Genomic DNA, 24219 nt, shown 5'->3' on the forward strand with positions numbered 1-24219 from the left:
CGGACCGCCGAACACCGGCCCCTGACCGTGTTTCACGGTTTCGTCACCTCTTGGCCGCGTGCCGACCAGGTCGGTCCCGGGAACCGATCGGAGCGTCGCACCCCTCTTGCACTCCGGTTTGCACTCCGGTCGGCCACGCACACCGGCCGCCGTCACCGTCGGAACCCTGGGGGAACTCCCGTTGCCGTTCACGCTGAGCCACGCCGCCGCCGTGCTGCCCGCGCTGCGCCGGGACGGGACCGCGCGCGGCCCGCTGGTCGCGTCCGCCCTCGTCGCCGGGTCCTTCTCGCCCGACATGACCTACTTCGCCGCGACCGCGTTCCCCGGGGCGATGGTCCTCGGGGACGTCACCCACTCCCCCGCCGGGATCGTCACGGCCGACGTGCTGATCACCGCCGTGCTCGTGGCCCTGTGGCTGACCGTGCGCGAACCGCTCGTGGCGCTGCTGCCCGAGCGGTGGCGCGGCCGGGTGTACGGGCTCGTCCGGGGCCGTCCCTGGCGGGAGCGGCACCCGGCGGCGCTCGCCGGGTGGTTCTGTCTCTCGGCGGTCATCGGCGCCACCACGCACGTGGTGTGGGACTCCTTCACCCACCTCGACCGCTGGGGCACCCGCGCGGTCCCCGTCCTCGGCGAGGTCGTCGCCGGGTTCCCGGTCTACCTCTACGCGCAGTACGGGGGTTCGGCGCTGGCCCTGGGAATCCTCGCCCGGTGCGTGGCGCGGGCGCTGCGCACCTCCCCTCCGGGGGCGGCACTGCCGTCCCGGGTCCCCGTCCCCGGCCGGCGCGGCCGGTTCCTGGCCGCCGGGCTGATCGGCGGCTGCGTCCTCGCGGGTGTCGCCCACCGGGTGCTGCGCTGGGCGGCGTACTGGGGCTGGGACCGGATCGAGACGCCCCTCGACGTCATCCCCACGGCCTGCTTCGGCGCCGGCGCGGGGCTCGCCGTGGGGCTCGTGCTGTACGGGGCGGGGGCGCGGCTCCTCGCATCGTCGCGGGCCCGGACCCCGACCGCCCCGGGGCCGGTGCACCGGGATCACTCCGGTCCGGGACCTCGGCCGGAGCACTCCCGTCCGGGATCTCGCTGATCTTCTCCGACGGGGTGAAGCCTCGGGCCGCGGCACCGCCGGAGAGCCTGCGGTGCACGACGAGGGCGATGCTCTCCAGGGTGCGGACGCCGTACCGCATGGTGGGGTTGTCGTGGCTGAGGAGGACGATCCGGTAGTCGACGGCGGGGCTCGTCGTGCCGGTGTCCGCGCCGGTACGACTGCCCGTGCCCGTGTTCGTACCGGTGCCTGGCTTCGGACCCGTCCCGGTGCCTGGCTTCGACCCCGTACCGGTGCCCGCGCTCGGTCCCGTGCCCGGCGGGGCCGCTGCCGGGCGCACGATGCCGACGCTGTGGACGCGCCAGGCGTGGGTCGCGCGGGGCAGCCAGCCGTTCTTGAGGTGGACCTTGACCGTGCGGGGCGCGCCCGCGGTGACGCCCCAGGCCTGTCCGCGGACCACCTGCCCCATCAGGGACAGGGCCTCGCTGCGGCGTGACACCGCGGCGAGCAGGGCGAGTTGGTCGCGTGCGGTGGTGCGGGTGAGGCCCCAGTAGGTGTCGTGGCCCAGGACGGTGTCCCGGGCCCCGGCCTCCCTCAGCACCCTGTTCAGCCGGGCGCGGGACAGCCCCTCCCACAGCTCGGTGGCGGCGGTGTTGTCGGAGCGGGTGATCATCGCCTTCAGCCGTCGCGCCTCCAGCCGGGTGGGCGCCCGGCCGAGCTCCTCCGCGCGCCCGAGGACGGCCTGCATGATCAGGACCTTGGCGATGCTGGCGGAGTCGTACGCCACGGTGTCGGCGAGCCGGCAGCGCAGTCCGCGCACGGGGGCGTGGACCGCGACGGAGACCGTGCTCTCGCGGCCCTTGAGCGCCGCCGCGATGTCCTGGGACAGGCGGGCGGCGAGGGTCGGCTCGCGGGACGAGGTGCAGAGGGCGGGCGCCCGGTGCGCCTCGGCGGGCCAGGACCAGGCGGTGCTTGACGCGCCCAGGAGGGCGCCCAGGAGGGCCCAGGCGGGGAGGTGGGGGCGGCGGATCATGCTTTCCAGTCTCGGGAGGCGGCTGGTTCGGCCGCCCTCCGACTGGTCCGACTGGCGCACATCCGCCGGACGGTGCCGGACGGCCGGCGTGTGGGCCCGCTCCCTGCCGGGCGGTGCCCTGCCCGCCCCTCCCCGTGTGGGCGATCGTTCCGCTGGAGCGAGGGGGGTCCCCTGCTCGGGCGGAACGACTGCCCACGACGAGGGCGCCGGGAGCGGGGGTGGGCGCCGCCCCGGCGGAATGGCTGGCTGCCGTCGTCAGTGGGCTGCCGCGTCCCAGTTCTGGCCGACGCCCACCGAGACGTCCAGGGGGGCGCGGAGGTCGGCGGCGGCCGACATCTGTTCGCGCACCAGGCTCTCGACCTGCTCGCGCTCGCCGGGGGCGAGTTCGAGGACGATTTCGTCGTGCACCTGGAGGAGCATCCGGGAGGCGAGGCCCGCCTCGGTGAGCGCCCGGTCGACGTTCAGCATGGCGACCTTGACGATGTCGGCGGCCGTGCCCTGGATGGGGGCGTTGAGCGCCATCCGCTCGGCGGCCTCGCGGCGCTGCCGGTTGTCGCTGTTGAGGTCCGGGAGGTAGCGGCGGCGGCCCAGCATCGTCTCGGTGTATCCGGTGGCGCGGGCCTCGTCGACGACGCGGCGCAGGTAGTCCCGTACCCCGCCGAAGCGCTGGAAGTAGGTCTCCATCAGGATCCGGGCCTCGGCCGGGTCGATGGTCAGCTGCTGCGCGAGGCCGAAGGCGGAGAGGCCGTAGGCCAGGCCGTACGACATGGCCTTGATCTTGCGGCGCATCTCGGCGTCGACGGCGGACCGCTCGACGCCGAAGACCTGGGAGGCGACGGTGGTGTGCAGGTCCTCGCCCGAGGTGAAGGCCTCGATGAGGCCCTCGTCCTCGGAGAGGTGGGCCATGACGCGCAGCTCGATCTGGCTGTAGTCGGCGGTCATGAGGGCCTCGAAGCCCTCGCCGACGACGAAGCCGTGCCGGATGGCCCGGCCCTCGTCCGTGCGGACCGGCACGTTCTGCAGGTTGGGGTCGGTGGAGGACAGGCGGCCGGTCGCCGCGACCGTCTGGCTGAAGGTGGTGTGGATGCGGCCGTCCGCCGCGACGGTCTTGATCAGGCCCTCGACCGTGGAGCGCAGGCGCGCCTGCTCGCGGTGGCGGAGCATGATCACCGGCAGTTCGTGCTCGGTCTGGCCGGCCAGCCAGGCGAGCGCGTCGGCGTCCGTCGTGTAGCCGGTCTTGGTCTTCTTGGTCTTCGGGAGGTTCAGCTCGCCGAAGAAGACCTCCTGGAGCTGCTTGGGCGAGCCGAGGTTGAACTCGTGGCCGACGGAGGCGTGGGCCTCCTTGACGGCCTGCTGGACCGCGCCGGCGAACTGCTGCTCCATGGCCTCCAGGTGGTCGCGGTCGGCGGCGATGCCGTGCCGCTCCAGGCGGGCGAGGAGGGCGGAGGTGGGGAGTTCGACCTCGTGGAGGAGCTCGCGGGCGCCCACCTCGGCGAGCCGCTCGTCGAAGGCGGCGCCGAGGTCGAGGACGGCCCGCGCCTGGCTCATGAGGGCCTCGGCCTCGGCGGTGTCGTCGGCGCCGAAGGCGAGCTGGCCGTCGGCGGGGGCCGCCGGGGCGAGTTCGCGGCCGAGGTACTCGACGGTGAGGGCGTCGAGGGCGAAGGAGCGCCGGCCGGGCTTGACCAGGTAGGCGGCGAGGGCGGTGTCCATGGTGACGCCGGCGATGCTCCAGCCGTGCTCGGGGAAGACCCGCATGGCGCCCTTGGCGTTGTGCATGACCTTCGGCCGGTCGGGGTCGGAGATCCACGCGGCCCAGGCCCGCTCGTCGGCCTCGTCGAGCGTGCTGGGGTCGAACCAGGCGGCGGCTCCCCCGGCGGCGGCGAGGGCGACCTCGCTGACGTTCCCCGTGCCGAGGGCCCAGCTGTCGACGGTGGCGATGCCGAGGGGCTCGGTGGCGTGCTCGGCGAGCCAGGGGGCGAGCTCGCCCGCGCCGAGGACGGTGAAGTCGAGCTCCAGGCCCGCGGCGGGGGCGGGAGCGGCCTCCTCGGCGGAGCCCGGGTCGACGGCGAGGAGCCGCTCGCGCAGCGAGGGGTTGCGGATCTCCAGGGTGTCGAGGACGAGGGCGACGGCCGCGCGGTCGTACGGCTCGCGGGCGAGGTCCGTGACGGTCTTCGGCAGCTCGACGTCCCGGACCATCTCGGTCAGACGGCGGTTGAGCTTGACCGACTCCAGGTGGTCGCGGAAGTTCTGCCCGGCCTTGCCCTTGACCTCCTCGGCGCGCTCCACGAGCTCGGCGAAGGAGCCGAACTGGTTGATCCACTTGGCGGCGGTCTTCTCGCCGACCCCGGGGATGCCCGGGAGGTTGTCGGACGGGTCGCCGCGCAGGGCGGCGAAGTCGGGGTACTGCGAGGGGCTCAGGCCGTACTTCTCCTGGACCTTCTCCGGGGTGAAGCGGGTGAGCTCGGAGACGCCCTTGGTGGGGTAGAGCACGGTGGTGCGGTCGGTGACGAGCTGGAAGGAGTCCCGGTCGCCGGTGACGATGAGGACCTCGAAGCCCTCGGCCTCGGCCTGGGTGGCGAGGGTGGCGATGACGTCGTCGGCCTCGAAGCCGTCGACGGCGAAGCGCGGCGCGTGCATCGCGTCGAGGAGCTCGCCGATCAGCTCGACCTGGCCCTTGAACTCGTCGGGGGTCTTCGAGCGGTTCGCCTTGTACTCCGGGAACTCCTCGGACCGCCAGGTCTTGCGGGACACGTCGAACGCGACGGCGAAGTGCGTGGGCGCCTCGTCGCGGAGCGTGTTCGCCAGCATCGAGGCGAACCCGTAGATCGCGTTCGTCGGCTGTCCGGTCGCGGTGGTGAAGTTCTCCGCGGGCAGCGCGAAGAACGCCCGGTACGCGAGCGAGTGCCCGTCCATGAGGAGCAGGCGGGGGCGGGTGTCTGCGGGGGTCTTCGATGCTGTCTCGGCCACGGGACGATCCTGCCACGGCCCGCCGACAATCCCGTCCACAGCGGTCGGGGTGCCGGGCTGTCGGTGCCGCGTGACAGGATCGGAGGCGTACGCCAGAGGATTACCGCTCAAGGGAGAGCGCGATGGTCAGCAAGCCGCCGGCCGGTGACCCGGTCCAGGACGCACCGCAGGTCACGCCGCCGCAGCACGCCGCAGCCGGCCTGCCCGCCATCGGGCACACGCTGCGGATCGCGCAGGAGCAGATGGGTCTGCGGCGCACCGCCCGGACCTTGCTCAAGGTCAATCAGAAGGACGGCTTCGACTGTCCCGGCTGTGCCTGGCCGGAGGGCGACAAGCGGCATGTGGCGGAGTTCTGCGAGAACGGCGCGAAGGCGGTCGCCGAGGAGGCGACGCTGCGCCGGGTGACGCCCGAGTTCTTCGCCGCGCACCCGGTGGCGGACCTGGCGACCCGCAGCGGGTACTGGCTGGGGCAGCAGGGCCGCATCACGCAGCCGATGCTGCTCCCGGAGGGCGGCGAGCGGTACGAGCCGGTGAGCTGGGAGCGGGCCTTCGCGATCATCGCGGAGGAGCTGCGGGCCCTGGCCTCGCCGGACGAGGCGCTCTTCTACACCTCGGGGCGGACGAGCAACGAGGCGGCGTTCCTGCTCCAGCTCTTCGCGCGCGAGTTCGGCACGAACAACCTGCCGGACTGCTCCAACATGTGCCACGAGTCCTCGGGCTCGGCGCTGACGGAGACGATCGGCATCGGCAAGGGCAGCGTCTCCCTGGAGGACCTGCACCGGGCCGACCTGATCATCGTGGCCGGGCAGAACCCGGGGACGAACCATCCGCGCATGCTCTCGGCCCTGGAGGAGGCGAAGGCCTCGGGCGCCCGGATCATCTCGGTGAACCCGCTGCCGGAGGCGGGTCTGGAGCGCTTCAAGAACCCGCAGACCCCGCAGGGCATGCTCAAGGGCACGGCGCTCACCGACCTCTTCCTGCAGATCAGGATCGGTGGCGACCAGGCCCTCTTCCGGCTGCTCAACAAGTTGGTCCTGGAGACGGCCGGGGCGGTCGACGAGGAGTTCGTACGGGACCACACCCACGGGTACGAGGAGTTCGCGGCGGCGGCGAAGGCGGCCGACTGGGACGAGACGCTCGCCGCGACCGGGCTGGCGCGCTCCGAGATCGAGCGGGCCCTGGAGATGGTGCTCGCGTCGGAGCGCACGATCGTCTGCTGGGCGATGGGGCTCACCCAGCACAAGCACTCCGTTCCGACCATTCGCGAGGTGGTCAACTTCCTGTTGCTGCGCGGGAACATCGGCCGTCCGGGCGCGGGCGTGTGCCCGGTGCGCGGTCATTCGAACGTGCAGGGCGACCGCACGATGGGCATCTTCGAGCGCCCCGCGCCGGCCTTCCTCGACGCCCTGGACAAGGAGTTCGGGATCGTCTCGCCGCGCCGTCACGGCTTCGACGTGGTGCGCTCGATCCAGGCGCTGCGCGACGGCGAGGCGAAGGTGTTCTTCGCGATGGGCGGCAACTTCGTGGGGGCGACGCCCGACACGGAGGTGACGGAGGCGGCCATGCGGAACGCGCGCCTGACCGTGCACGTCTCGACGAAGCTGAACCGCTCGCACGCGGTGACGGGCACGCGCGCGCTGATCCTGCCGACGCTCGGCCGCACCGACAAGGACGTGCAGAAGAGCGGGCGGCAGTTCGTGACGGTCGAGGACTCGATGAGCCTGGTGCACGCCTCCCGGGGCAACCTGCCGCCGGCGAGCCCGCACCTGCTGTCCGAGCCGGCGATCGTGGCGCGGATGGCGCGGGCCGTCCTCGGCGAGGGATCGGCCACGCCCTGGGAGGAGTTCGAGGCGGACTACGCCAGGATCCGGGACCGCATCGCGCGCGTGGTGCCCGGTTTCGAGGACTTCAACGCCCGGCTCGCGGCGGACCCGGGCGGCTTCGCGCTGCCGCACGGCCCGCGCGACGAGCGCCGCTTCCCCACGAAGACCGGCAAGGCGAACTTCACGGCCGCGCCCGTCGAGTACCCGAGGGTGCCCGAGGGCCGGCTGCTGCTGCAGACGCTGCGCTCGCACGACCAGTACAACACCACGATCTACGGCTTGGACGACCGCTACCGGGGGATCAGGGGCGGCCGCCGGGTGGTCCTCGTCCACCCCGAGGACGCGGCGGCGTTCGGTCTCGCGGACGGGGCGTACGCGGATCTGGTGAGCGAGTGGACGGACGGCACGGAGCGGCGGGCGCCCGGCTTCCGGGTGGTGCACTACCCGACGTCCCGGGGGTGCGCGGCCGCCTACTACCCGGAGACGAACGTGCTGGTCCCGCTGGAGTCGACGGCGGACGTCAGCAACACCCCCGCCAGCAAGTCCGTGATCGTGCGTCTGGAACAATCGGCCTCCGCCTAAGCGTTTGCTCAGGCGCGAGCAGCAGGCAGACCACACAGATCAGCAGCCGTACGAAGACGAACGGAGCCGGGCCCATGGGTGAGCAGCAGCACGTGAAGTTCCCGCAGGAGGTCATCGACGAGTACGCGGCGCTGGGCGTCGACCTCCCGGCGCTCTTCTCGGCCGGTCACCTCGGGAACCGGATGGGTGTCCAGATCCTGGAGGCCTCGGCCGAGAAGGTCGTCGGCACCATGCCGGTCGAGGGCAACACCCAGCCGTACGGACTGCTGCACGGCGGCGCGTCGGCGGTGCTCGCCGAGACGCTGGGCTCCGTCGGCTCGATGCTGCACGGCGGGGTTTCGAAGATCGCCGTCGGCGTCGACCTCAACTGCACCCACCACCGGGGGGTCCGCAGCGGTCTGGTGACCGGCGTGGCGACCCCGGTCCACCGGGGCCGGTCGACCGCCACGTACGAGATCGTGATCACGGACGAGCAGGGCAAGCGGGTCTGTTCGGCACGGCTGACCTGTCTGCTGCGCGAGATCGGCGCGAAGGACGCGGACAGCCTGCCGTCGGCGGGCCGGGCGTGACGGAGCCCGTCGCGGCGAAGGGGCGGAGCGCAGTGCGTTCCGCCCCTTCGCCGTTTCGTCCGCCCGCCCGGCTCCGCCCTCTTGTCGCGCGGTGGGGGCAGCCGCTTCACTGGCGGCCTCCCCCACAGGAGAACACCTGATCCATTCACCCATCGAGGGGTTCTTCGTGACAGCCGTACGCACCACCACCGCGATGACCGCCGTCACCGCCGCCGCCTGCGCCGCGGTGATCGCCACCGCGATCCCGTCCTCGGCGATCAACTCGTACAACGCGGTCCCCGCCCCCGAGCGCACCGAGGTCGGCGCGCTCGTGGCGACCTGGGACGACGACGACGACCCGGCGACGCCGGACCGGGTCGACTGGGTCTGTTCCGGCACCATGATCGACGCGGACACCTTCCTCACGGCCGCCCACTGCACGACGGACTGGCCGGCGAACGTGCGTTTCTACGTCTCGCTCGACCAGGACGTGCAGGCCGGCCTCGACCGCGCGGCCGCCGAGCACCCGGGCGACCCCGCCGCCGTTGCACGGAGCGTGGCCGTCGAGGGGACCGCGCACAGCCACCCCGCCTACCCCGGCCCGGCCTCCGACCCCCATGACATCTCGGTGATCGAGCTGCCGGCGAAGGCGGTGAAGGCCCGCTGGTCCTTCACGCCGGCGTCACTGCCGAAGGCGGGCGCCCTGGCCGCGCTCGGCCCGCAGGGGCTGAACTCCACGGCGTTCCTCGCGGCCGGGTACGGCACGCAGGAGGCGGAGCGCGGGCCGGGCGGCCAGACCCACCCGGGCGGCGGGGTCCGCATGAAGGCTCCGGTCTCCTTCGACGCCCTCAACGACGCGTGGGTCCGGCTCGCCATGACCGCGCCCCAGGGCAACGGCGGTGCCTGCTACGGCGATTCGGGCGGCCCCAACTTCGCCACGCTGAACGGGAAGTTGACGCTCGTCGCCACCACGATCACCGGCGACACCCCCTGTTACGCCACGAACGTCACGTACCGCCTGGACACGACCGGCGCGCGCGACTTCCTGAAGCCGTACGTCCAACTCCCGTGACACGCCCCCGGACACGACCGGCCGGGGCCGCCCTCGCGGCGGCCCTGGCCGGGTGCGCGCTCGCCCTGTCCGCCGGCTGCGGCCGGGCCCCGGACCCGCACCCCGCACCGTCGCCCGCGCCCCGCACCAGCACCCCCGCCGACGTCTGCGCGAACCTGGTCTCGTACTGGGTGAAGGAGGCGCTCAGGGGGTCGAGGTGGGCGGGGCTCGACTGGGAGCAGAAGGGGCTCTCCAACGAGCAGTACGAGATCCACGACCAGGTGCTCGCGGCGGCCCGGGCCGAGGAGCGGCGGGCGGGGCGCAGGGGCGCCGAGGCGCTGGCGGACCGGGAGTCGCGGCGGCGCTGCGAGGCAGCGAAGGGAGCGACGGGGAGCTCGGAGAACTGGCGTCCGCCCGACGAGTGGACCACCGCTCCGACGCCTTCCGGGACCCCGGGGGCCCCTCCCGGCGAATGACCCCGGCCGTGTTCACCGTGACACTGCGTAACTTTCGCGCCATTCGCGAACGGAATGGCCGGGTCAGCGCCCGACCTGCCCTTCGTCCGCTGACGAATGGACCGGTGTCCGATATCCGGAGACCCTCACGGGCGGGCCGTCAGGACCGTGATCCACTCAAGCCCCTTAGCGGAACTGGGCGTTCTCACCATGTGAACACCGCGCCGCCGACCACTGTGCCCGGGTTTGCACCCCACATGCACACCATCTCCGCCCGTCGGCATAACAAGACAGTCACATCCTGACCTGGGCGCTCCCCGCCGTTCCCCACCTGCGCCTAGAGTCACGGCCAGTCACCGCGCCGCCGGGCGCTTCCACTGCACGGCCCTGCTCGACCCAGTACGGCCCGGCATCGAAAACGGCACCTCTAGCTACACAGCTTCACGGCACCGCCTCAGCTTGAGGGGGCCGCGCCAGGGAAAGGATTTTTCGTGCGACACCGTTCTTTGCTCATCCTCACCAGCGTGCTCACCACGGGAGCGCTCACTCTCACCGCATGCGGTTCGCGTGACGACAAGGGCGGCAGCGACAACAACGCGGACGGCGGCGGCGTGACCGTCGTCATCGGCGTCGACGCGCCGCTGACCGGTTCCCTCTCCGCGCTCGGCCAGGGCATCAAGAACTCCGTGGACCTGGCGGTCCAGACCGCCAACAAGAACAAGGAAGTCCCCGGCGTCACCTTCAAGATCGAGGCGCTCGACGACCAGGCCGTCCCGGCCTCCGGCCAGGCCAACGCCACCAAGCTCGTCGGCAACAAGGACGTCCTCGGCGTCGTCGGCCCGCTGAACTCCGGCGTCTCCCAGCAGATGCAGGGCGTCTTCGCCTCCGCCAAGCTGGCCCAGGTCTCCCCGGCCAACACGAACCCGGCGCTGAGCCAGGGCGACAACTGGGGCAAGGGCGAGTTCAAGCGCCCCTTCCCGACCTACTTCCGCACCGCCGCCACCGACGTCGTCCAGGGCAAGTTCGCCGCCCAGTACCTCTTCAAGGACGCCGGCAAGAAGAAGGTCTTCGTCGTCGACGACAAGCAGACCTACGGCGCCGGCCTCGCGTCGATCTTCTCCGACGAGTTCAAGCGCCTCGGCGGCACGATCGTCGGCACCGACCACGTCACCGTGAAGGAGACCGACTTCTCCTCCACCGCCGACAAGGTCAAGTCCTCCGGCGCCGACTCCGTCTACTTCGGCGGCCAGTACCCCGAGGGCGGCCTGCTCTCCGACCAGGTCAAGAAGACCGGCGCCAAGATCCCCGTCATGGGCGGCGACGGCATCTACGACCCGGCCTTCATCAGCGCCTCCGCCGAGGCCAACGACGGTGACCTCGCCACCTCGATCGGCTACCCCGTCGAGAAGCTCCCCACCGCCAAGAAGTTCATCGAGGACTACAAGGCCGGCGGCTACAAGGACCCGTACGCGGCCTACGGCGGCTACTCCTACGACGCCGGCTGGGCGGTCATCCAGGCCGTGAAGGCCGTCGTCGCCGCCAACAACGGCAAGCTGCCGTCCGACGCCCGCGCCAAGGTCACCGAGGCCCTGGGCAAGGTCTCCTTCGACGGTGTGACCGGCAAGGTCTCCTTCGACGAGTTCGGCGACACCACCAACAAGCAGCTCACGGTCTACAAGGTCGAGGGCGGCAAGTGGGTCGACGTCAAGAGCGACACCTTCAACCAGTAATCACCGGCGTCACCCGCATCACCGGCACCCGCAAGGGAGCCCGCTCCCCCTGAACCAACCCGCGCGAGGGCGCAAACAGCGCCCTCGCGCGGAGTCTTATCCGACAAGCTCATCGGAGGCCTGCGGTGCACGAACTGCCGCAACAGCTGGCCAACGGCCTGGCCCTCGGTGCCCTCTATGGCCTCATCGCCATCGGGTACACCATGGTCTACGGCATCGTCCAGCTCATCAACTTCGCCCACGGCGAGATCTTCATGATCGGGGGCTTCGGCGCCCTCACCACCTACAGCGCTCTGCCGAGCGGCACGTCCCTGCTGGTGGCGATACCGCTCATGATCGTCGGTGGCGCGATAGCCTCCGTGGCCGTCGCCACCGCCGCCGAGCGGTTCGCCTACCGCCCGCTGCGCAACGCGCCCCGACTGGCCCCGCTCATCACGGCGATCGGCCTGTCCATCGCGCTCCAGCAGCTGGTCTGGCAGTTCTACCCGGACGCCAAGAAGGCGGTGAGCTTCCCCGAGTTCCAGGGCGAGGCGTTCCAGATCACCGGAAGCCTCTCGATCCAGCGCGCCGACGCCTTCGTGCTCGTCCTCGCCCCGCTGTGCATGCTCGCCCTCGGCCTCTTCGTCTCCAAGAGCCGCAGCGGCCGCGCCATGCAGGCCACCGCGCAGGACCCGGACACCGCGAAGCTGATGGGCATCAACACGGACCGCATCATCGTCATGGCCTTCGCCATCGGTGCCGCGTTCGCCGCCGTCGCCGCCGTCGCGTACGGCGTCGACAAGGGCCAGATCAACTTCGAGATGGGCTTCATCCTCGGCCTCAAGGCCTTCACCGCGGCCGTCCTCGGCGGCATCGGCAACATCTACGGCGCCATGGTCGGCGGCGTCGTCCTCGGCATCGCCGAGTCCCTCTCGATCGCCTACATCGAGGACATCCCCGGCATGCAGCAGCTCGGCGGCGGTGCCTGGTCCAACGTGTGGGCCTTCGTCCTCCTCATCCTCGTGCTCCTCGTGCGGCCCCAGGGCCTGCTGGGCGAGCGCGTCGCGGACAGGGCGTGAGCACCATGACCGAGACCAAGACCCAGACCGAGAACACCGTGAAGGCCTTCGGCGCGAAGCCGGCCGCCCTGCTCTGGACGGTCGTCGCCGGCAGCGTCGTCACCGTCGTGAGCGCCTTCCTCGCCTGGACGTGGACCACCGCCTTCCCCGGCAACCTCACGATCTACGGCAACCCCGCCCCGCTCCAGCTCCTCACGCTGGTCGGCGCGGTCCTCACCGGCCTGTTCGCGCTCTCCGCGGTCGGCGTGAAGGGCCTCGGCTGGCTGACGCCGACCGGCGCCCGCAAGGCCGTGTGGATCCTCGCCCTCGGCACCTTCGCCACCACCCTCTTCACCGCGCTCTCGATCATCGTGGAGCTGGGCGCCCTGGTGGACCTGGAGCCCGGCGCCGGCGTCGCCGTCCTCGCCTCGGCCGTCGCCTCGTTCGCCGCGTACAAGCTGCCCGACGACACCCGCAAGGCCTCCCCCGCCAAGCAGCTGCCGTCCTGGGCCGAGATCCTGATCATCGTCGCGGTCTTCGCCCTCGGCCTGTACGTCGTCACCTTCGGCATCGACACCGACGACTCGGAGCCGCAGCTCTTCATCGCGTACCTGATCCTCGTCGCCTTCTCCGCCACCGCGCTGGTCAAGTCCGGGCTCACCCGGCGGCTCTCCGCGATCACCGCGCGCAACCGCCAGGTGACGATCACGGCCGCCATCGTCATGGCGATCGCCTTCCCGTTCCTCCAGCAGAGCGGCGACACGTACACGCTGATCGCGGTCAACATCCTGATCTTCGCAACGGTCGCGCTCGGTCTGAACATCGTCGTCGGCCTCGCCGGTCTGCTCGACCTCGGTTACGTCGCCTTCCTCGGCGTCGGCGCGTACACCGCGGCCCTCGTCTCCGGCGCCACCTCCTCCGCGTTCGGCGTGCAGTTCCCCTTCTGGGCGGCGGCGCTGACCGGCATGGCGGCCTCCCTGGTGTTCGGCGTCGTCATCGGTGCCCCGACCCTGCGGCTGCGCGGCGACTACCTCGCCATCGTGACCCTCGGCTTCGGTGAGATCTTCCGCATCGCCATGGGCAACCTCGACGGCACCTCGGGCCCGCAGATCACCAACGGCCCGAACGGCATCCCGAACATCCCGCAGCTGGAGTTCTTCGGGTACAACTTCGGCGAGTCGCACACCGTCCTCGGCATCGAGCTCGGCGCCTACGCCAACTACTACCTGCTCATGATCCTCATCATGGCGCTGGTCGTGGTCGTCTTCTCCCGCGCCGGCAACAGCCGCATCGGCCGCGCCTGGGTCGCGATCCGCGAGGACGAGACCGCCGCCACCGCGATGGGCATCAACGGCTTCCGGGTCAAGCTGGTCGCCTTCGCCCTCGGCGCGGCCCTGGCCGGCCTCGCGGGCACGGTGCAGGCGCACGTCAACACCACGGTGGTCCCGGAGAACTACGTCTTCGCCGGTCCCGTCCCGCCGAACTCCGCCTTCCTGCTCGCGGCCGTCATCCTCGGCGGCATGGGCACCATCACCGGCCCGATCGTCGGATCCGCGCTGCTCTTCCTGATCCCGGCCAAGCTGTCGTTCCTCCAGGACTACCAGCTGCTCGGCTTCGGCATCGCCCTGATCCTGCTCATGCGCTTCCGCCCCGAGGGCCTCATCGCCAACAAGCGGGCGAAGTTGGAATTCCACGAGAACGACGACGACCAGCAGGTCGTGCCGGAGCAGCGGCAGTCCGCAGACGCGGGCGTCGGCACGGCGAAGGCAGGGGCGTGAGAACCATGACGACCACCACCACGGAAACCGCCACCGGCACCGTCACGGCCGCGCCGGTCCTGGAAGCCAGCGGCGTCACCATGCGCTTCGGCGGTCTGACCGCCGTGCGCGGGGTCGACCTGACCGTCCGCGAGGGCGAGATCGTCGGCCTGATCGGCCCGAACGGCGCCGGCAAGACCACCTTCTTCAACTGCCTGACCGGTCTGTACGTCCCGACCGAGGGTCAGGTCAGCTACAAGGGGACGGTCCTGCCGCCGAAGCCGCACCTGGTGACCCAGGCCGGCATCGCCCGTACCTTCCAGAACATCCGCCTCTTCTCCAACATGACGGTCCTGGAGAACGTCCTCGTCGGACGGCACACCCGGACCAAGGAGGGCCTGTGGTCGGCGCTGCTGCGCGGCCCCGGCTTCAAGAAGGCGGAGGCCGCCTCGCACGCGCGGGCCATGGAGCTCCTGGAGTTCGTGGGTCTGGCGAACAAGGCGGAGCACCTGGCGCGCAACCTGCCGTACGGCGAGCAGCGCAAGCTGGAGATCGCCCGCGCGCTCGCCAGCGACCCGGGCCTGCTGCTGCTCGACGAGCCGACGGCCGGCATGAACCAGAGCGAGACCCGCACCACCGAGGAGCTCGTCTTCGCGATCCGCGACCTCGGCATCGCGGTCCTGGTCATCGAGCACGACATGAAGTTCATCTTCAAGCTGTGCGACCGGGTGGCCGTCCTCGTCCAGGGCGAGAAGCTCGTCGAGGGTACGGCCGAGGTCGTCCAGGGCGACGAGCGCGTCGTGGCCGCGTACCTGGGCACGCCGTACGAGGACGCGCCCGGCGCGGAGGAGGCGGCCGAGGTCGAGGCCGCGGAGCAGGCGGCCACCCAGTCCGCCGAAGAGGCCGGCGAGGCCGAGGCGGAGACCGCCGAAGAGGCCGCCGCCGAAGCCGACGCGGCCCCCGCGGCGGAAGCCGACGAGGCCGAAGAGGCCCCCGAGGCGGAAGCCGAAGAGGCCGGCGACGCTCCCGCCGACGACACCCCCGCCGACGGGGCTCCGGCCGCCGACGCGGACAGCACCACCGAAGGAGACTCCAAGTGACCGCGCTTCTGGAGGTCGAGGACCTCAGGGTCGCCTACGGCAAGATCGAGGCCGTCAAGGGCATCTCCTTCTCCGTCGAGGCGGGCCAGGTCGTCGCCCTGATCGGCACCAACGGCGCCGGCAAGACCACGACCCTGCGGACCCTCTCCGGCCTGCTCAAGCCCACCTCGGGCAAGGTCGTCTTCGACGGCCAGGTGCTCAACGGCATCCCGGCCCACAAGGTGGTCTCGCTGGGCCTCGCGCACTCCCCCGAGGGCCGGCACATCTTCCCCCGGCTGACCATCGAGGAGAACCTCCGGCTCGGCGCCTTCCTCCGCAAGGACAAGGACGGGATCGAGAAGGACATCCAGAAGTCCTACGACCTCTTCCCGATCCTGGGCGAGCGCCGCAAGCAGGCGGCGGGCACCCTCTCCGGCGGTGAGCAGCAGATGCTGGCGATGGGCAGGGCGCTGATGTCCCGGCCCAAGCTGCTGATGCTGGACGAGCCCTCGATGGGTCTCTCCCCGATCATGATGCAGAAGATCATGGAGACCATCGCGACGCTGAAGTCCGAGGGCATGACGATCCTGCTCATCGAGCAGAACGCGCAGGCCGCCCTCTCCCTCGCGGACCAGGGTTACGTCCTGGAGGTCGGCACGATGAAGCTGTCCGGCACCGGCCGGGACCTGCTCGTGAACGACGACGTCCGCAAGACGTACCTCGGCGAGGAGTAGCACCACCCGTCACGCACATGAGAGGAGGCCCGCCCCGCATCGCGCGGGGCGGGCCTCCTCTCATGTGCGTGACGGGCTACTGGCCCTTGGCCGCCTTCTTCTCCTCGGCGTCCTCGATGACGGCCTCGGCGACCTGCTGCATCGACATGCGGCGGTCCATCGAGGTCTTCTGGATCCAGCGGAACGCGGCCGGCTCCGTCAGGCCGTACTGGGTCTGCAGGATCGACTTGGCGCGGTCGACGAGCTTGCGGGTCTCCAGGCGCTGGGAGAGGTCGGCGACCTCCTGCTCCAGGGCGCGGAGCTCGGCGAAGCGGGAGACGGCCATCTCGATGGCCGGCACCACGTCGCTCTTGCTGAAGGGCTTCACCAGGTAGGCCATGGCGCCGGCGTCCCGGGCCCGCTCGACGAGCTCGCGCTGCGAGAAGGCGGTGAGCATGAGGACCGGGGCGATGGACTCGCCGGCGATCTTCTCGGCGGCGGAGATGCCGTCGAGGACGGGCATCTTCACGTCGAGGATGACGAGGTCGGGGCGGTGCTCACGGGCGAGTTCGACGGCCTTCTGGCCGTCGCCGGCCTCGCCGACGACCGTGTAGCCCTCTTCCTCCAGCATCTCTTTGAGGTCGAGACGGATGAGGGCCTCGTCCTCGGCGATGACGACGCGGGTCGTCAGCGGCGGGACGTGCGACGCTTCGGCGTCGTCAGCGGGCTGGGGCGACTCGGGGGCAGTCACGCGGGCTCCTCGTTCGATGGCCTCGTTCCGAGGCGGATACAGCTCCCCATGAGCCTACCCACCTCCTGTAAGGTAGGGACACGGCGGGTGATCACCGACCTTCGTTTCGAAGGATGCCCCGGTAGCCCAGCGGAAGAGGCAGTGGTCTCAAACACCATACAGCGTGGGTTCGAATCCCACCCGGGGCACTTTACCTTTGATTCCAAGGTTTGAGACGGACGGGGTGATCAAGCTCCGCCCCCGTCGACGCCCCCTCGACACCCCTTCGGTCCCCCTAGGTCAGCGGCTCGCCGATGTGATGCACCCGGACCAGGTTCGTGGTGCCGGCGACGCCCGGCGGGGAACCGGCCGTGATGACCACGACGTCGCCCGGCCGACAGCGGCCGATCCGCAGCAGCTCCTCGTCGACCTGGGCCACCATCGCGTCCGTGGAGTCCACGGACGGCCCGAGGAAGGTCTCGACGCCCCAGGTGAGGTTGAGCTGGGAGCGGGTCGCCGGGTCCGGGGTGAAGGCGAGCAGCGGGATCGGCGAGCGGTAGCGGGAGAGCCGCTTGACCGTGTCGCCGGACTGGGTGAAGGCCACGAGGAACTTGGCGCCCAGGAAGTCGCCCATCTCGGCGGCCGCGCGGGCCACGGCGCCGCCCTGGGTGCGGGGCTTGTTCCGCTCGGTCAGCGGGGGCAGGCCCTTGGCGAGGACGTCCTCCTCCGCGGCCTCGACGATCCGGCTCATGGTGCGGACCGTCTCGATCGGGTAGCGGCCCACACTGGTCTCGCCGGAGAGCATCACGGCGTCGGTGCCGTCGATGACCGCGTTCGCCACGTCGCTCGCCTCGGCGCGCGTGGGGCGGGAGTTGTCGATCATCGAGTCGAGCATCTGGGTGGCGACGATGACCGGCTTGGCGTTGCGCTTGGCCAGCTTCACCGCGCGCTTCTGGACGATCGGCACCTGTTCGAGCGGCATCTCGACGCCCAGGTCGCCGCGGGCGACCATGATGCCGTCGAAGGCGGCGACGATCTCCTCGATGTTCTCGACGGCCTGCGGCTTCTCGATCTTGGCGATGACGGGGAGCCTGCGGCCCTCCTCGTCCATGATCCGGTGCACGTCCTCGATGTCCCGGGCGCTGCGGACGAAGGAGAGGGCGATGACGTCGGCACCGGTGCGCAGCGCCCAGCGCAGGTCCTCGACGTCCTTCTCGGAGAGGGCCGGGACGGAGACGGCGACACCGGGCAGGTTGAGGCCCTTGTGGTCGGAGACCATGCCGCCCTCGATGACGCGGGTGTGCACGCGGGGGCCCTCGACGGAGGTGACCTCCAGGGTGACGCGGCCGTCGTCGACGAGGACGAACTCGCCCGCGGTCACGTCCTCGGCGAGGCCGGAGTAGGTGGTGCCGCACTGCCGGCGGTCGCCCTCCACGGGCTCGACGGTGATGGTGAACTCGTCGCCGCGTTCAAGGAGTACGGGCCCCTCGCGGAAGCGGCCGAGACGGATCTTCGGGCCTTGAAGGTCGGCGAGGACGCCGACGCTGCGGCCGGTCTCGTCGGAGGCCTCACGGACGTGCTGGTAGCGCTTCTCGTGATCGGCGTAGCTGCCGTGGCTGAGGTTGAAGCGGGCCACGTCCATTCCGGCCTCGATCAACGCCTTGATCTGGTCGTATGTTTCGGTGGCGGGCCCAAGGGTACAAACGATTTTCGCTCGGCGCATGAGGCGAGCCTAGGGCTTACCAGCGGGTAGCGAAGGCGCCCGGCATGACTACTCAACAACCTTTCCGTGAAAGGTTGTTGACAAGTCTTGAATCTGTGCGGCGGGTTGCTCCGATGAGCGGGTTACGGGCCGAAAGGCCGTTCGTCTCAGAGTGCGGGCGGCTCCATCGTGAACCGTGCCGCGACCTCCGCGGTGACCGTCTGCCGCTGGGGTTCGAGGTCCAGCGGAGCGGGCGCCTCCACCGCCTCGGCGGCGAAGGCCATGCGCATTCCGCCGGCCGGAGCCGGCATCCCCGGGGCGAGTCCGGTGTCGGAGAGTTCGAGGAGCGCCACCAGGGAGGTGCCGAGCGCCTCCGCGTACTCGCGCGCCCGGCGCACCGCGTCCCGCACGGCCCGCCGGCGCGCCTCCGCGTGCGCCGGGGAGTCCGGACGCAGCGACCACCAGGGGCCGTCCACCTGGGTCCACTCCAGGTCGGCGAGGTGCGTGACCAGCTCGCCGAGGGCGGTGAAATCGGTCAGCTCGGCCGACAGGTGCACCCAGCCCCGGTAGCCGCGCACCCGCTCGCCGCGGCCGTGCCGGGCCGGCTCGGGGCTGACGGACAGGGCGCCCGTCTCCAGCGCGGCGACGGCCTCGCCACAGGACTTGAGGAGGGCGATCGCCTCGGCGTTACGGCCCGTCAGGGCGGCGAGCACCGAGGCCCGGTCGGTGCCCCCGGCCCGTACCGTCACGCCGATCCGCGCCAGCTCCGGCTCCACCTCCAGGCGGCCCTCGCCGCGGACCGTCACCTGGGGTGCCTCGGGGGTGGGATGTGGCTGTGTCATGCCGAACACTTTCCCACTCCGTAACCCGAAAGGGCTGTTGCGACAGTGCGGTCTGAGCCAGAATCTACGCGCGTTGTGCGCCGTGGCCGGCGCACGCGTCGACAGAACCACAAGGGGAGAAACACATGCCGCTGAACCGCAGGACGTTCCTGGAGCGCTCGGCCGCCGCCGGGGCCGGAGTGGCCGTCGCCGGAGCCGTCGCCGTTCCCGCCGAGGCCGCCGGCCCCGGCCGCCCGCGTCCGCAGAAGCGGTACTCCTTCACCGTGATGGGCACCACCGACCTGCACGGCAACGTCTTCAACTGGGACTACTTCACGGACAAGGAGTTCGACGACAAGGCGCACAACGACGTCGGCCTCGCCAAGATCTCCACCCTGGTGAACCAGGTCCGCGCCGCGAAGGGCCGCCGCAACACCCTGCTCATCGACGCCGGCGACACCATCCAGGGCACCCAGCTCTCGTACTACTACGCCAAGGTCGACCCGATCACCCGGACCGACGGCCCGGTCCACCCCATGGCCCAGGCCATGAACGCCATCGGCTACGACGCCGCCGCACTCGGCAACCACGAGTTCAACTACGGCATCCCGGTGCTGCGGAAGTTCGAGGAGCAGTGCGACTTCCCGCTGCTCGGCGCCAACGCGCTCGACGCCAAGTCCCTGCGCCCGGCCTTCGCCCCGTACAGCATGCACTGCCTGCGCACCCCGCACGGCAAGGACGTCAAGGTCGCGGTGCTCGGCCTGACCAACCCGGGCATCGCCATCTGGGACAAGGCGAACGTCACCGGCAGGATGGTCTTCCCCGGTCTGGAGGAGCAGGCCGCGAAGTGGGTGCCGAAGCTGCGCTCCATGGGCGCCGACGTCGTGGTCGTCTCCGCCCACTCCGGCTCCTCCGGCACCTCCTCGTACGGCGACCAGCTCCCGTACGTCGAGAACGCCGCCGCGCTCGTCGCCGAGCAGGTCCCCGGCATCGACGCGATCCTCGTGGGCCACGCCCACACCGAGATCCCCGAGTACAAGGTCGCGAACAAGGAGACCGGCAAGGACGTCGTCCTGTCCGAGCCCCTGAAGTGGGGCCAGCGCCTCACCCTCTTCGACTTCGACCTGGTGTGGGAGAAGGGCCGCTGGGTGGTCGAGAAGGTCGGCGCCCAGGTCCTCAACTCCAACACGGTCGCCGAGGACCCGGAGATCACCGGACTGCTCGCCGACGAGCACAAGAAGGTCGTCGCGTACGTCAACCAGGTCATCGGCACCTCCACGGCGGCCATGACGACGGCCGACGCGCCCTGGAAGGACGAGCCGATCATCGACCTGATCAACGTCGTCCAGGCCGAGACGGTGAAGGCGGCCCTCGCGGGCGGCGCGTACGCCGGTCTGCCCGTCCTCTCGCAGGCCTCCTGCTTCTCGCGCACCGCCCGGATCCCCGCCGGGGAGATCAGCATCAAGGACGCCGCCGGCCTCTACCCCTTCGAGAACACGCTGGAGGCCCGTCTGCTGACCGGCGCCCAGCTGAAGGACTACCTGGAGTACTCGGCGAGGTACTACGTCCTGACCCCGGCGGGCGCGCCCGTCGACACCGCGAAGCTCACCAACGCGGACAACACCCCGGACTACAACTACGACGCCGTCTCGGGCCTGACCTACGACATCGACATCGCGAAGCCGGTCGGGCAGCGGATCGTGAACCTGGCCTTCGAGGGCAGGCCGCTCGACCCGGCGGCGAAGTTCGTCCTCGCGGTCAACAACTACCGCGCCAGCGGCGGCGGCGCCTTCCCGCACGTCGCCAAGGCCGAGCAGCTGTGGGCCAACTCGGACGAGATCCGCAACACCATCATCCAGTGGGTGAAGGCGAAGGGCACGGTCGACCCGGGTCTCTTCGCGTCGGTGGACTGGAAGCTGACCCGGGACGGCGTGCCGGTCTTCTAGTTCCCCCTGCCGGGTCTTCCCGTTCCTACTGCTGTACGAGAGGCGTCAGCTTCCGGCCCTGGGCCGGGATGCCCGGCGCCTCTCGCGCGTCCAGGCCGAAGCTGGTGAAGGCGGTGCGGCGCGGCAGCGGGTACGGCTCCTTGCCGGTGACCGAGTTGAGGATCGTCGCACTGCGCCAGGCCGCCAGGCCCAGGTCGGGGGCGCCGACGCCATGGGTGTGGCGCTCGGCGTTCTGGACGTACACCGCCCCCGTGACGGAGGGGTCGAGGACCAGGCGGTACCGCTCGTCGATCCGGGGGCGCCCGGCGGAGTCGTGGCGCAGGTACGGGTCGAGCCCGGCGAGCATCCGGTCCACCGGGCGCTCCCGGTAACCGGTCGCGAGGACGACGGCGTCGGTGGTGAGCCGGGAGCGGGTGGACTGCTGGACGTGTTCGAGGTGCAGCTCGACCTGGGTGGTGGCGACCCGCCCCGCGGTGCGGACCCGGACGCCGGGGGTGAGGACGGCGTCGGGCCAGCCGCCGTGCAGGGTGCGGCGGTAGAGCTCGTCGTGGATGGCGGCGATGGTGTCCGCGTCGATCCCCTTGTGCAACTGCCACTGACGGGGGACGAGTTCGCCGCGCACCGGCTCGGGCAGGGCGTGGAAGTAGCGGGTGTAGTCGGGGGTGAAGTGCTCCAGGCCGAGCTTGGAGTACTCCATGGGGGCGAAGGCCTCGGTCCGGGCCAGCCAGTGGATCCGCTCGGCCCCGGCGGGGCGGGCGCGGAGCAGGTCGAGGAAGACCTCGGCACCGGACTGGCCGGAGCCGATGACGGTGACGTGACCGGCGCGCAGCAGCGACTCGCGGTGGGCCAGGTAGTCGGCGGAGTGGATCACCGGGACGCCGGGGGCGTCGGCCAGCGGCCGGAGCGGCTCGGGGACGTACGGCTCCGTGCCGACGCCCAGGACGACGTTCCGGGTGTAGGCGCGGCCCAGGGCCTCGGCCTCGCCCTCCGGGTCGACCTGGGTGAAGTCGACCTCGAACAGCCGCCGCTCCGGGTTCCAGCGGACGGAGTCGACCTGGTGGCCGAAGCGGAGTCCGGGGAGCCGCTCGCTGACCCAGCGGCAGTAGGCGTCGTACTCGGCGCGGTGGATGTGGAACTTCTCGGCGAAGTAGAAGGGGAAGAGGCGCTCGCGGCTCTTCAGGTAGTTGAGGAAGGTCCAGGGGCTGGCGGGGTCGGCGAGGGTCACCAGGTCGGCCAGGAAGGGGACCTGGAGGGTGGCTCCGTCGAGGAGCAGCCCGGGGTGCCAGTGGAAGGCCGGCCGCTGCTCGTAGAAGGTGGCGGCGAGGCCGCCGGGGACGCCGTCCGCGAGGGCGGCGAGCGAGAGGTTGAAGGGGCCGATGCCGACGCCCACCAGGTCGTGGGGCTGATCGGGGTCCTGCTGGGGGGTGTCGCCGGTCATCGGTGCGCGCTGCCTTCCACGAGGGTGAGGATCCGGTCCAGGTCGCCGGGGGTGGCGTGGGGGTTGAGCAGGGTGGCCTTGAGCCAGAGGCGGCCGTCGGCCTTCGCCCGGCCGAGGACGGCCCGGCCCTCGGCGAGGAGGGTGCGGCGGATCGCCGCGACGGCCTCGTCGGTGGCGCCGGACGGCCGGAAGAGGACGGTGGTGAGCGTGGGCCGGTCCTTGAGGTCCAGGCCGGGGGCCTTCTCCACCCGGTCGGCGAGGTCCTGGGCGAGGTCCATGCACCGGTCGACGAGCGCGCCGAGGCCGGTGCGGCCCAGGGCGCGGAGGGTGACGGCGGTCTTGAGGACGTCGGGGCGGCGGGTGGTGCGCAGGGAGCGGCCGAGCAGATCGGGGAGGCCGGCCTCGGTGTCGTCGTCGGCGTTGAGGTAGTCGGCGGTGTGGCCGAGGACGGTGAGGTCGGCGGCGTCGCGTACGGCGAGGAGTCCCGCCGCGGCCGGCTGCCAGCCGAGCTTGTGCAGGTCGACGGTGACGGTACGGGCCCGGTCGAGGCCGTCGAGGAGCCGGCGGTGCGTACGGCTGAAGAGGACGGGACCGCCGTACGCGGCGTCGACGTGGAGTTCGGCGCGGGCGCCGGCGCACACCTCGGCGATCTCCGGGAGCGGATCGACCAGGCCCTCGTCGGTGGTGCCGGCGGTGGCGGCGACGAGGACGGGCCCTTCGCCCGCGCCGGCCAGGGCTTCGCGGAGGGCCTCCGGGTCCATCGTTCCGCTCGGCGTGGGCACGACGACCGGCTCCGGCAGGCCGAGGAGCCAGGCGGCGCGGCGGAAGGAGTGGTGGGCGCCGGCCCCGACGACGGTCCTGAGCCCGTCGCCGTGCCGCTCCCGGGCCAGCAGCAGGGCGAGTTGGTTGGACTCGGTGCCGCCGGTGGTGACGAGCGCGTCGGGGGCTCCCGCGCCGGGGAAGACCTCGGCGGCCAGCGCCGCCGTGACCTCGGCCTCCAGGGCGGAGGCCGCGGGCGCCTGGTCCCAGGAGTCCATCGACGGGTTCAGCGCGGAGGCGGCCAGATCGGCGGCCGCGGCGAGCGCGAGGGGCGGGGTGTGGAGATGGGCGGCGCAGAGGGGGTCGGCGGGGTCGGCGGCGCCCTCCGCCAGGACCCGGACGAGGGTGCGGAGCGCCTCCTGGGGGCCCCGCCCCGTCTCGGGAAGCGGCTCCCCCAGCGCCTCGCGCACGCGCCGGGCCACGGCCTCCGGGCCGCCCGCCGGGAGCGGGCCGCCCCTGGCCCGCGCTCCTTCCCCGAGGGCGTCGAGGGCCGTGCCGAGGAGACGGCTCAGGGCGGTGGTGTCGGCGGCGAGGGGTGGGGGTGCGGCACGCATGGACGACAGGGTGCCGGGGGTTTCCGGGGTTTGTCCGGAGAGTCGGGTCCTGTGACCCGAACGGGGGACGGCGGGGCGGGATGCGGGGCGGGGGCGGGCCGGTGGCGGTCCGGAGGTCAGGTCGCCTCCGGGTCGGCCCTCGTGCCCATGTCCTCGTGTTCCGCGTCGTGTCGGTGGAAGAGGTGGCGGCCCCGTACGGCCGGCCTCGGAGGCCTTCCCCACCCTGACCGGACCGCTCGGGGCGTTCGAACGGGCCCGCGCCGGCGTCGAGGCCGGACTCCACCGGAGGGCCGCCGAGGAGACGGCCCGCGGCCTGCGCGGTCAGGAGGCGGACCTCTGCGTCGCCTCGCAGCCCTTCGCGCCCGACGGCCCGGAGGGGGTGCGGCTGCTCGACC

At 71.6% G+C, this 24219-nt stretch carries 17 protein-coding genes, 1 tRNA gene and 1 pseudogene; 12 read left to right on the forward strand and 7 right to left on the reverse strand.

The features are described from left to right. Positions 1-181 precede the first annotated feature (181 nt). On the forward strand, positions 182-1081 hold the full coding sequence (locus IE180_RS13220; RefSeq protein WP_190157047.1) for a DUF4184 family protein: 900 nt from the start codon (positions 182-184) through the stop codon (positions 1079-1081). A gap of 301 nt (positions 1082-1382) precedes the next feature. On the opposite strand, the pseudogene IE180_RS37360 reads toward IE180_RS13220, so the two are convergent. Both IE180_RS37360 and polA read right to left on the reverse strand, forming a co-directional pair. Beyond that, a pseudogene (locus IE180_RS37360) lies at positions 1383-2072 on the reverse strand (serine hydrolase); the annotation flags it as partial. Between the two features lie 255 nt (positions 2073-2327). Next, positions 2328-5039 (reverse strand): DNA polymerase I, encoded by a 2712-nt coding sequence (gene polA / locus IE180_RS13225; RefSeq protein ID WP_190157048.1) that lies wholly within the window; start codon positions 5037-5039, stop codon positions 2328-2330. 122 nt (positions 5040-5161) lie between these two features. On the opposite strand from polA, the gene IE180_RS13230 reads away from it, so the two are divergent. The 9 genes from IE180_RS13230 (at position 5162) to IE180_RS13270 (ending at position 15835) form a co-directional block, all read left to right on the forward strand. Next, on the forward strand, positions 5162-7444 hold the full coding sequence (locus IE180_RS13230) for an FdhF/YdeP family oxidoreductase (RefSeq protein ID WP_190157049.1): 2283 nt from the start codon (positions 5162-5164) through the stop codon (positions 7442-7444). A gap of 74 nt (positions 7445-7518) precedes the next feature. Then, complete coding sequence (locus IE180_RS13235) at positions 7519-8013, forward strand: hotdog fold thioesterase (RefSeq protein WP_190157050.1); 495 nt, start codon at positions 7519-7521, stop codon at positions 8011-8013. Between the two features lie 166 nt (positions 8014-8179). Beyond that, entirely contained in the window at positions 8180-9064 is an 885-nt protein-coding gene (locus tag IE180_RS13240) for a trypsin-like serine protease (RefSeq protein WP_229860463.1), read from the forward strand. After that, positions 9061-9519 carry a hypothetical protein gene (locus IE180_RS13245; protein ID WP_190157051.1) on the forward strand — a complete coding sequence of 153 codons (459 nt, stop codon included), beginning with the start codon at positions 9061-9063 and terminating at the stop codon, positions 9517-9519. The genes IE180_RS13240 and IE180_RS13245 overlap by 4 nt, the downstream gene beginning before the upstream one ends. 470 nt (positions 9520-9989) lie before the next feature. Then, positions 9990-11228 (forward strand): branched-chain amino acid ABC transporter substrate-binding protein, encoded by a 1239-nt coding sequence (locus tag IE180_RS13250; protein ID WP_190157052.1) that lies wholly within the window; start codon positions 9990-9992, stop codon positions 11226-11228. Between the two features lie 125 nt (positions 11229-11353). Continuing rightward, the gene (locus IE180_RS13255) at positions 11354-12286 is read left to right on the forward strand and encodes a branched-chain amino acid ABC transporter permease (protein WP_190157053.1); all 933 of its coding nucleotides are present in this window, start codon (positions 11354-11356) and stop codon (positions 12284-12286) included. A 5-nt stretch (positions 12287-12291) separates the two neighbouring features. After that, complete coding sequence (locus tag IE180_RS13260) at positions 12292-14043, forward strand: branched-chain amino acid ABC transporter permease (RefSeq protein WP_190157371.1); 1752 nt, start codon at positions 12292-12294, stop codon at positions 14041-14043. Between the two features lie 5 nt (positions 14044-14048). After that, the gene (locus IE180_RS13265) at positions 14049-15122 is read left to right on the forward strand and encodes an ABC transporter ATP-binding protein (protein WP_190157054.1); all 1074 of its coding nucleotides are present in this window, start codon (positions 14049-14051) and stop codon (positions 15120-15122) included. Continuing rightward, positions 15119-15835, forward strand: a complete 717-nt coding sequence (locus tag IE180_RS13270) for an ABC transporter ATP-binding protein (RefSeq protein WP_190157055.1) — start codon at positions 15119-15121, stop codon at positions 15833-15835. Before IE180_RS13265 ends, IE180_RS13270 begins: the two co-directional genes overlap by 4 nt. 76 nt (positions 15836-15911) lie before the next feature. On the opposite strand, the gene IE180_RS13275 is transcribed toward IE180_RS13270, so the two are convergent. Next, on the reverse strand, positions 15912-16565 hold the full coding sequence (locus tag IE180_RS13275; RefSeq protein WP_190157056.1) for an ANTAR domain-containing response regulator: 654 nt from the start codon (positions 16563-16565) through the stop codon (positions 15912-15914). A 115-nt stretch (positions 16566-16680) separates the two neighbouring features. Here IE180_RS13275 and IE180_RS13280 point away from each other — a divergent pair. Then, a tRNA-Leu gene (locus IE180_RS13280) sits at positions 16681-16753 on the forward strand. 86 nt (positions 16754-16839) lie between these two features. Here the strand turns inward: IE180_RS13280 and pyk are convergent. Next, on the reverse strand, positions 16840-18267 hold the full coding sequence (gene pyk / locus IE180_RS13285) for a pyruvate kinase (protein ID WP_190157057.1): 1428 nt from the start codon (positions 18265-18267) through the stop codon (positions 16840-16842). A 146-nt stretch (positions 18268-18413) separates the two neighbouring features. Further along, positions 18414-19088, reverse strand: a complete 675-nt coding sequence (locus tag IE180_RS13290) for an SIMPL domain-containing protein (protein ID WP_190157058.1) — start codon at positions 19086-19088, stop codon at positions 18414-18416. Between the two features lie 125 nt (positions 19089-19213). Here IE180_RS13290 and IE180_RS13295 point away from each other — a divergent pair, with 125 nt between their 5' ends. After that, positions 19214-21013 (forward strand): bifunctional metallophosphatase/5'-nucleotidase, encoded by a 1800-nt coding sequence (locus tag IE180_RS13295; protein WP_190157059.1) that lies wholly within the window; start codon positions 19214-19216, stop codon positions 21011-21013. A gap of 25 nt (positions 21014-21038) precedes the next feature. Here IE180_RS13295 and IE180_RS13300 read toward each other — a convergent pair whose 3' ends face one another. Both IE180_RS13300 and IE180_RS13305 read right to left on the reverse strand, forming a co-directional pair. Further along, the gene (locus IE180_RS13300) at positions 21039-22451 is read right to left on the reverse strand and encodes a lysine N(6)-hydroxylase/L-ornithine N(5)-oxygenase family protein (protein WP_190157060.1); all 1413 of its coding nucleotides are present in this window, start codon (positions 22449-22451) and stop codon (positions 21039-21041) included. After that, complete coding sequence (locus tag IE180_RS13305) at positions 22448-23824, reverse strand: pyridoxal phosphate-dependent decarboxylase family protein (protein ID WP_190157061.1); 1377 nt, start codon at positions 23822-23824, stop codon at positions 22448-22450. Before IE180_RS13305 ends, IE180_RS13300 begins: the two co-directional genes overlap by 4 nt. Positions 23825-24219: the final 395 nt, after the last annotated feature.

The sequence above is a fragment of the Streptomyces litmocidini genome (assembly GCF_014649755.1).
GTDB classification, from domain to species: Bacteria; Actinomycetota; Actinomycetes; order Streptomycetales; family Streptomycetaceae; genus Streptomyces; species Streptomyces litmocidini.

Bases quoted from the DNA above. Each gene is read 5' to 3' on its own strand.
- IE180_RS13230 (WP_190157049.1), top strand. From the start codon at position 5,162: ATGGTCAGCAAGCCGCCGGCCGGTGACCCGGTCCAGGACGCACCGCAG.
- IE180_RS13235 (WP_190157050.1), top strand. From the start codon at position 7,519: ATGGGTGAGCAGCAGCACGTGAAGTTCCCGCAGGAGGTCATCGACGAG.
- IE180_RS13260 (WP_190157371.1), top strand. From the start codon at position 12,292: ATGACCGAGACCAAGACCCAGACCGAGAACACCGTGAAGGCCTTCGGC.
- IE180_RS13265 (WP_190157054.1), top strand. From the start codon at position 14,049: ATGACGACCACCACCACGGAAACCGCCACCGGCACCGTCACGGCCGCG.
- pyk (WP_190157057.1), bottom strand. From the start codon at position 18,267: ATGCGCCGAGCGAAAATCGTTTGTACCCTTGGGCCCGCCACCGAAACA.
- IE180_RS13290 (WP_190157058.1), bottom strand. From the start codon at position 19,088: ATGACACAGCCACATCCCACCCCCGAGGCACCCCAGGTGACGGTCCGC.
- IE180_RS13295 (WP_190157059.1), top strand. From the start codon at position 19,214: ATGCCGCTGAACCGCAGGACGTTCCTGGAGCGCTCGGCCGCCGCCGGG.
- IE180_RS13300 (WP_190157060.1), bottom strand. From the start codon at position 22,451: ATGACCGGCGACACCCCCCAGCAGGACCCCGATCAGCCCCACGACCTG.
- IE180_RS13305 (WP_190157061.1), bottom strand. From the start codon at position 23,824: ATGCGTGCCGCACCCCCACCCCTCGCCGCCGACACCACCGCCCTGAGC.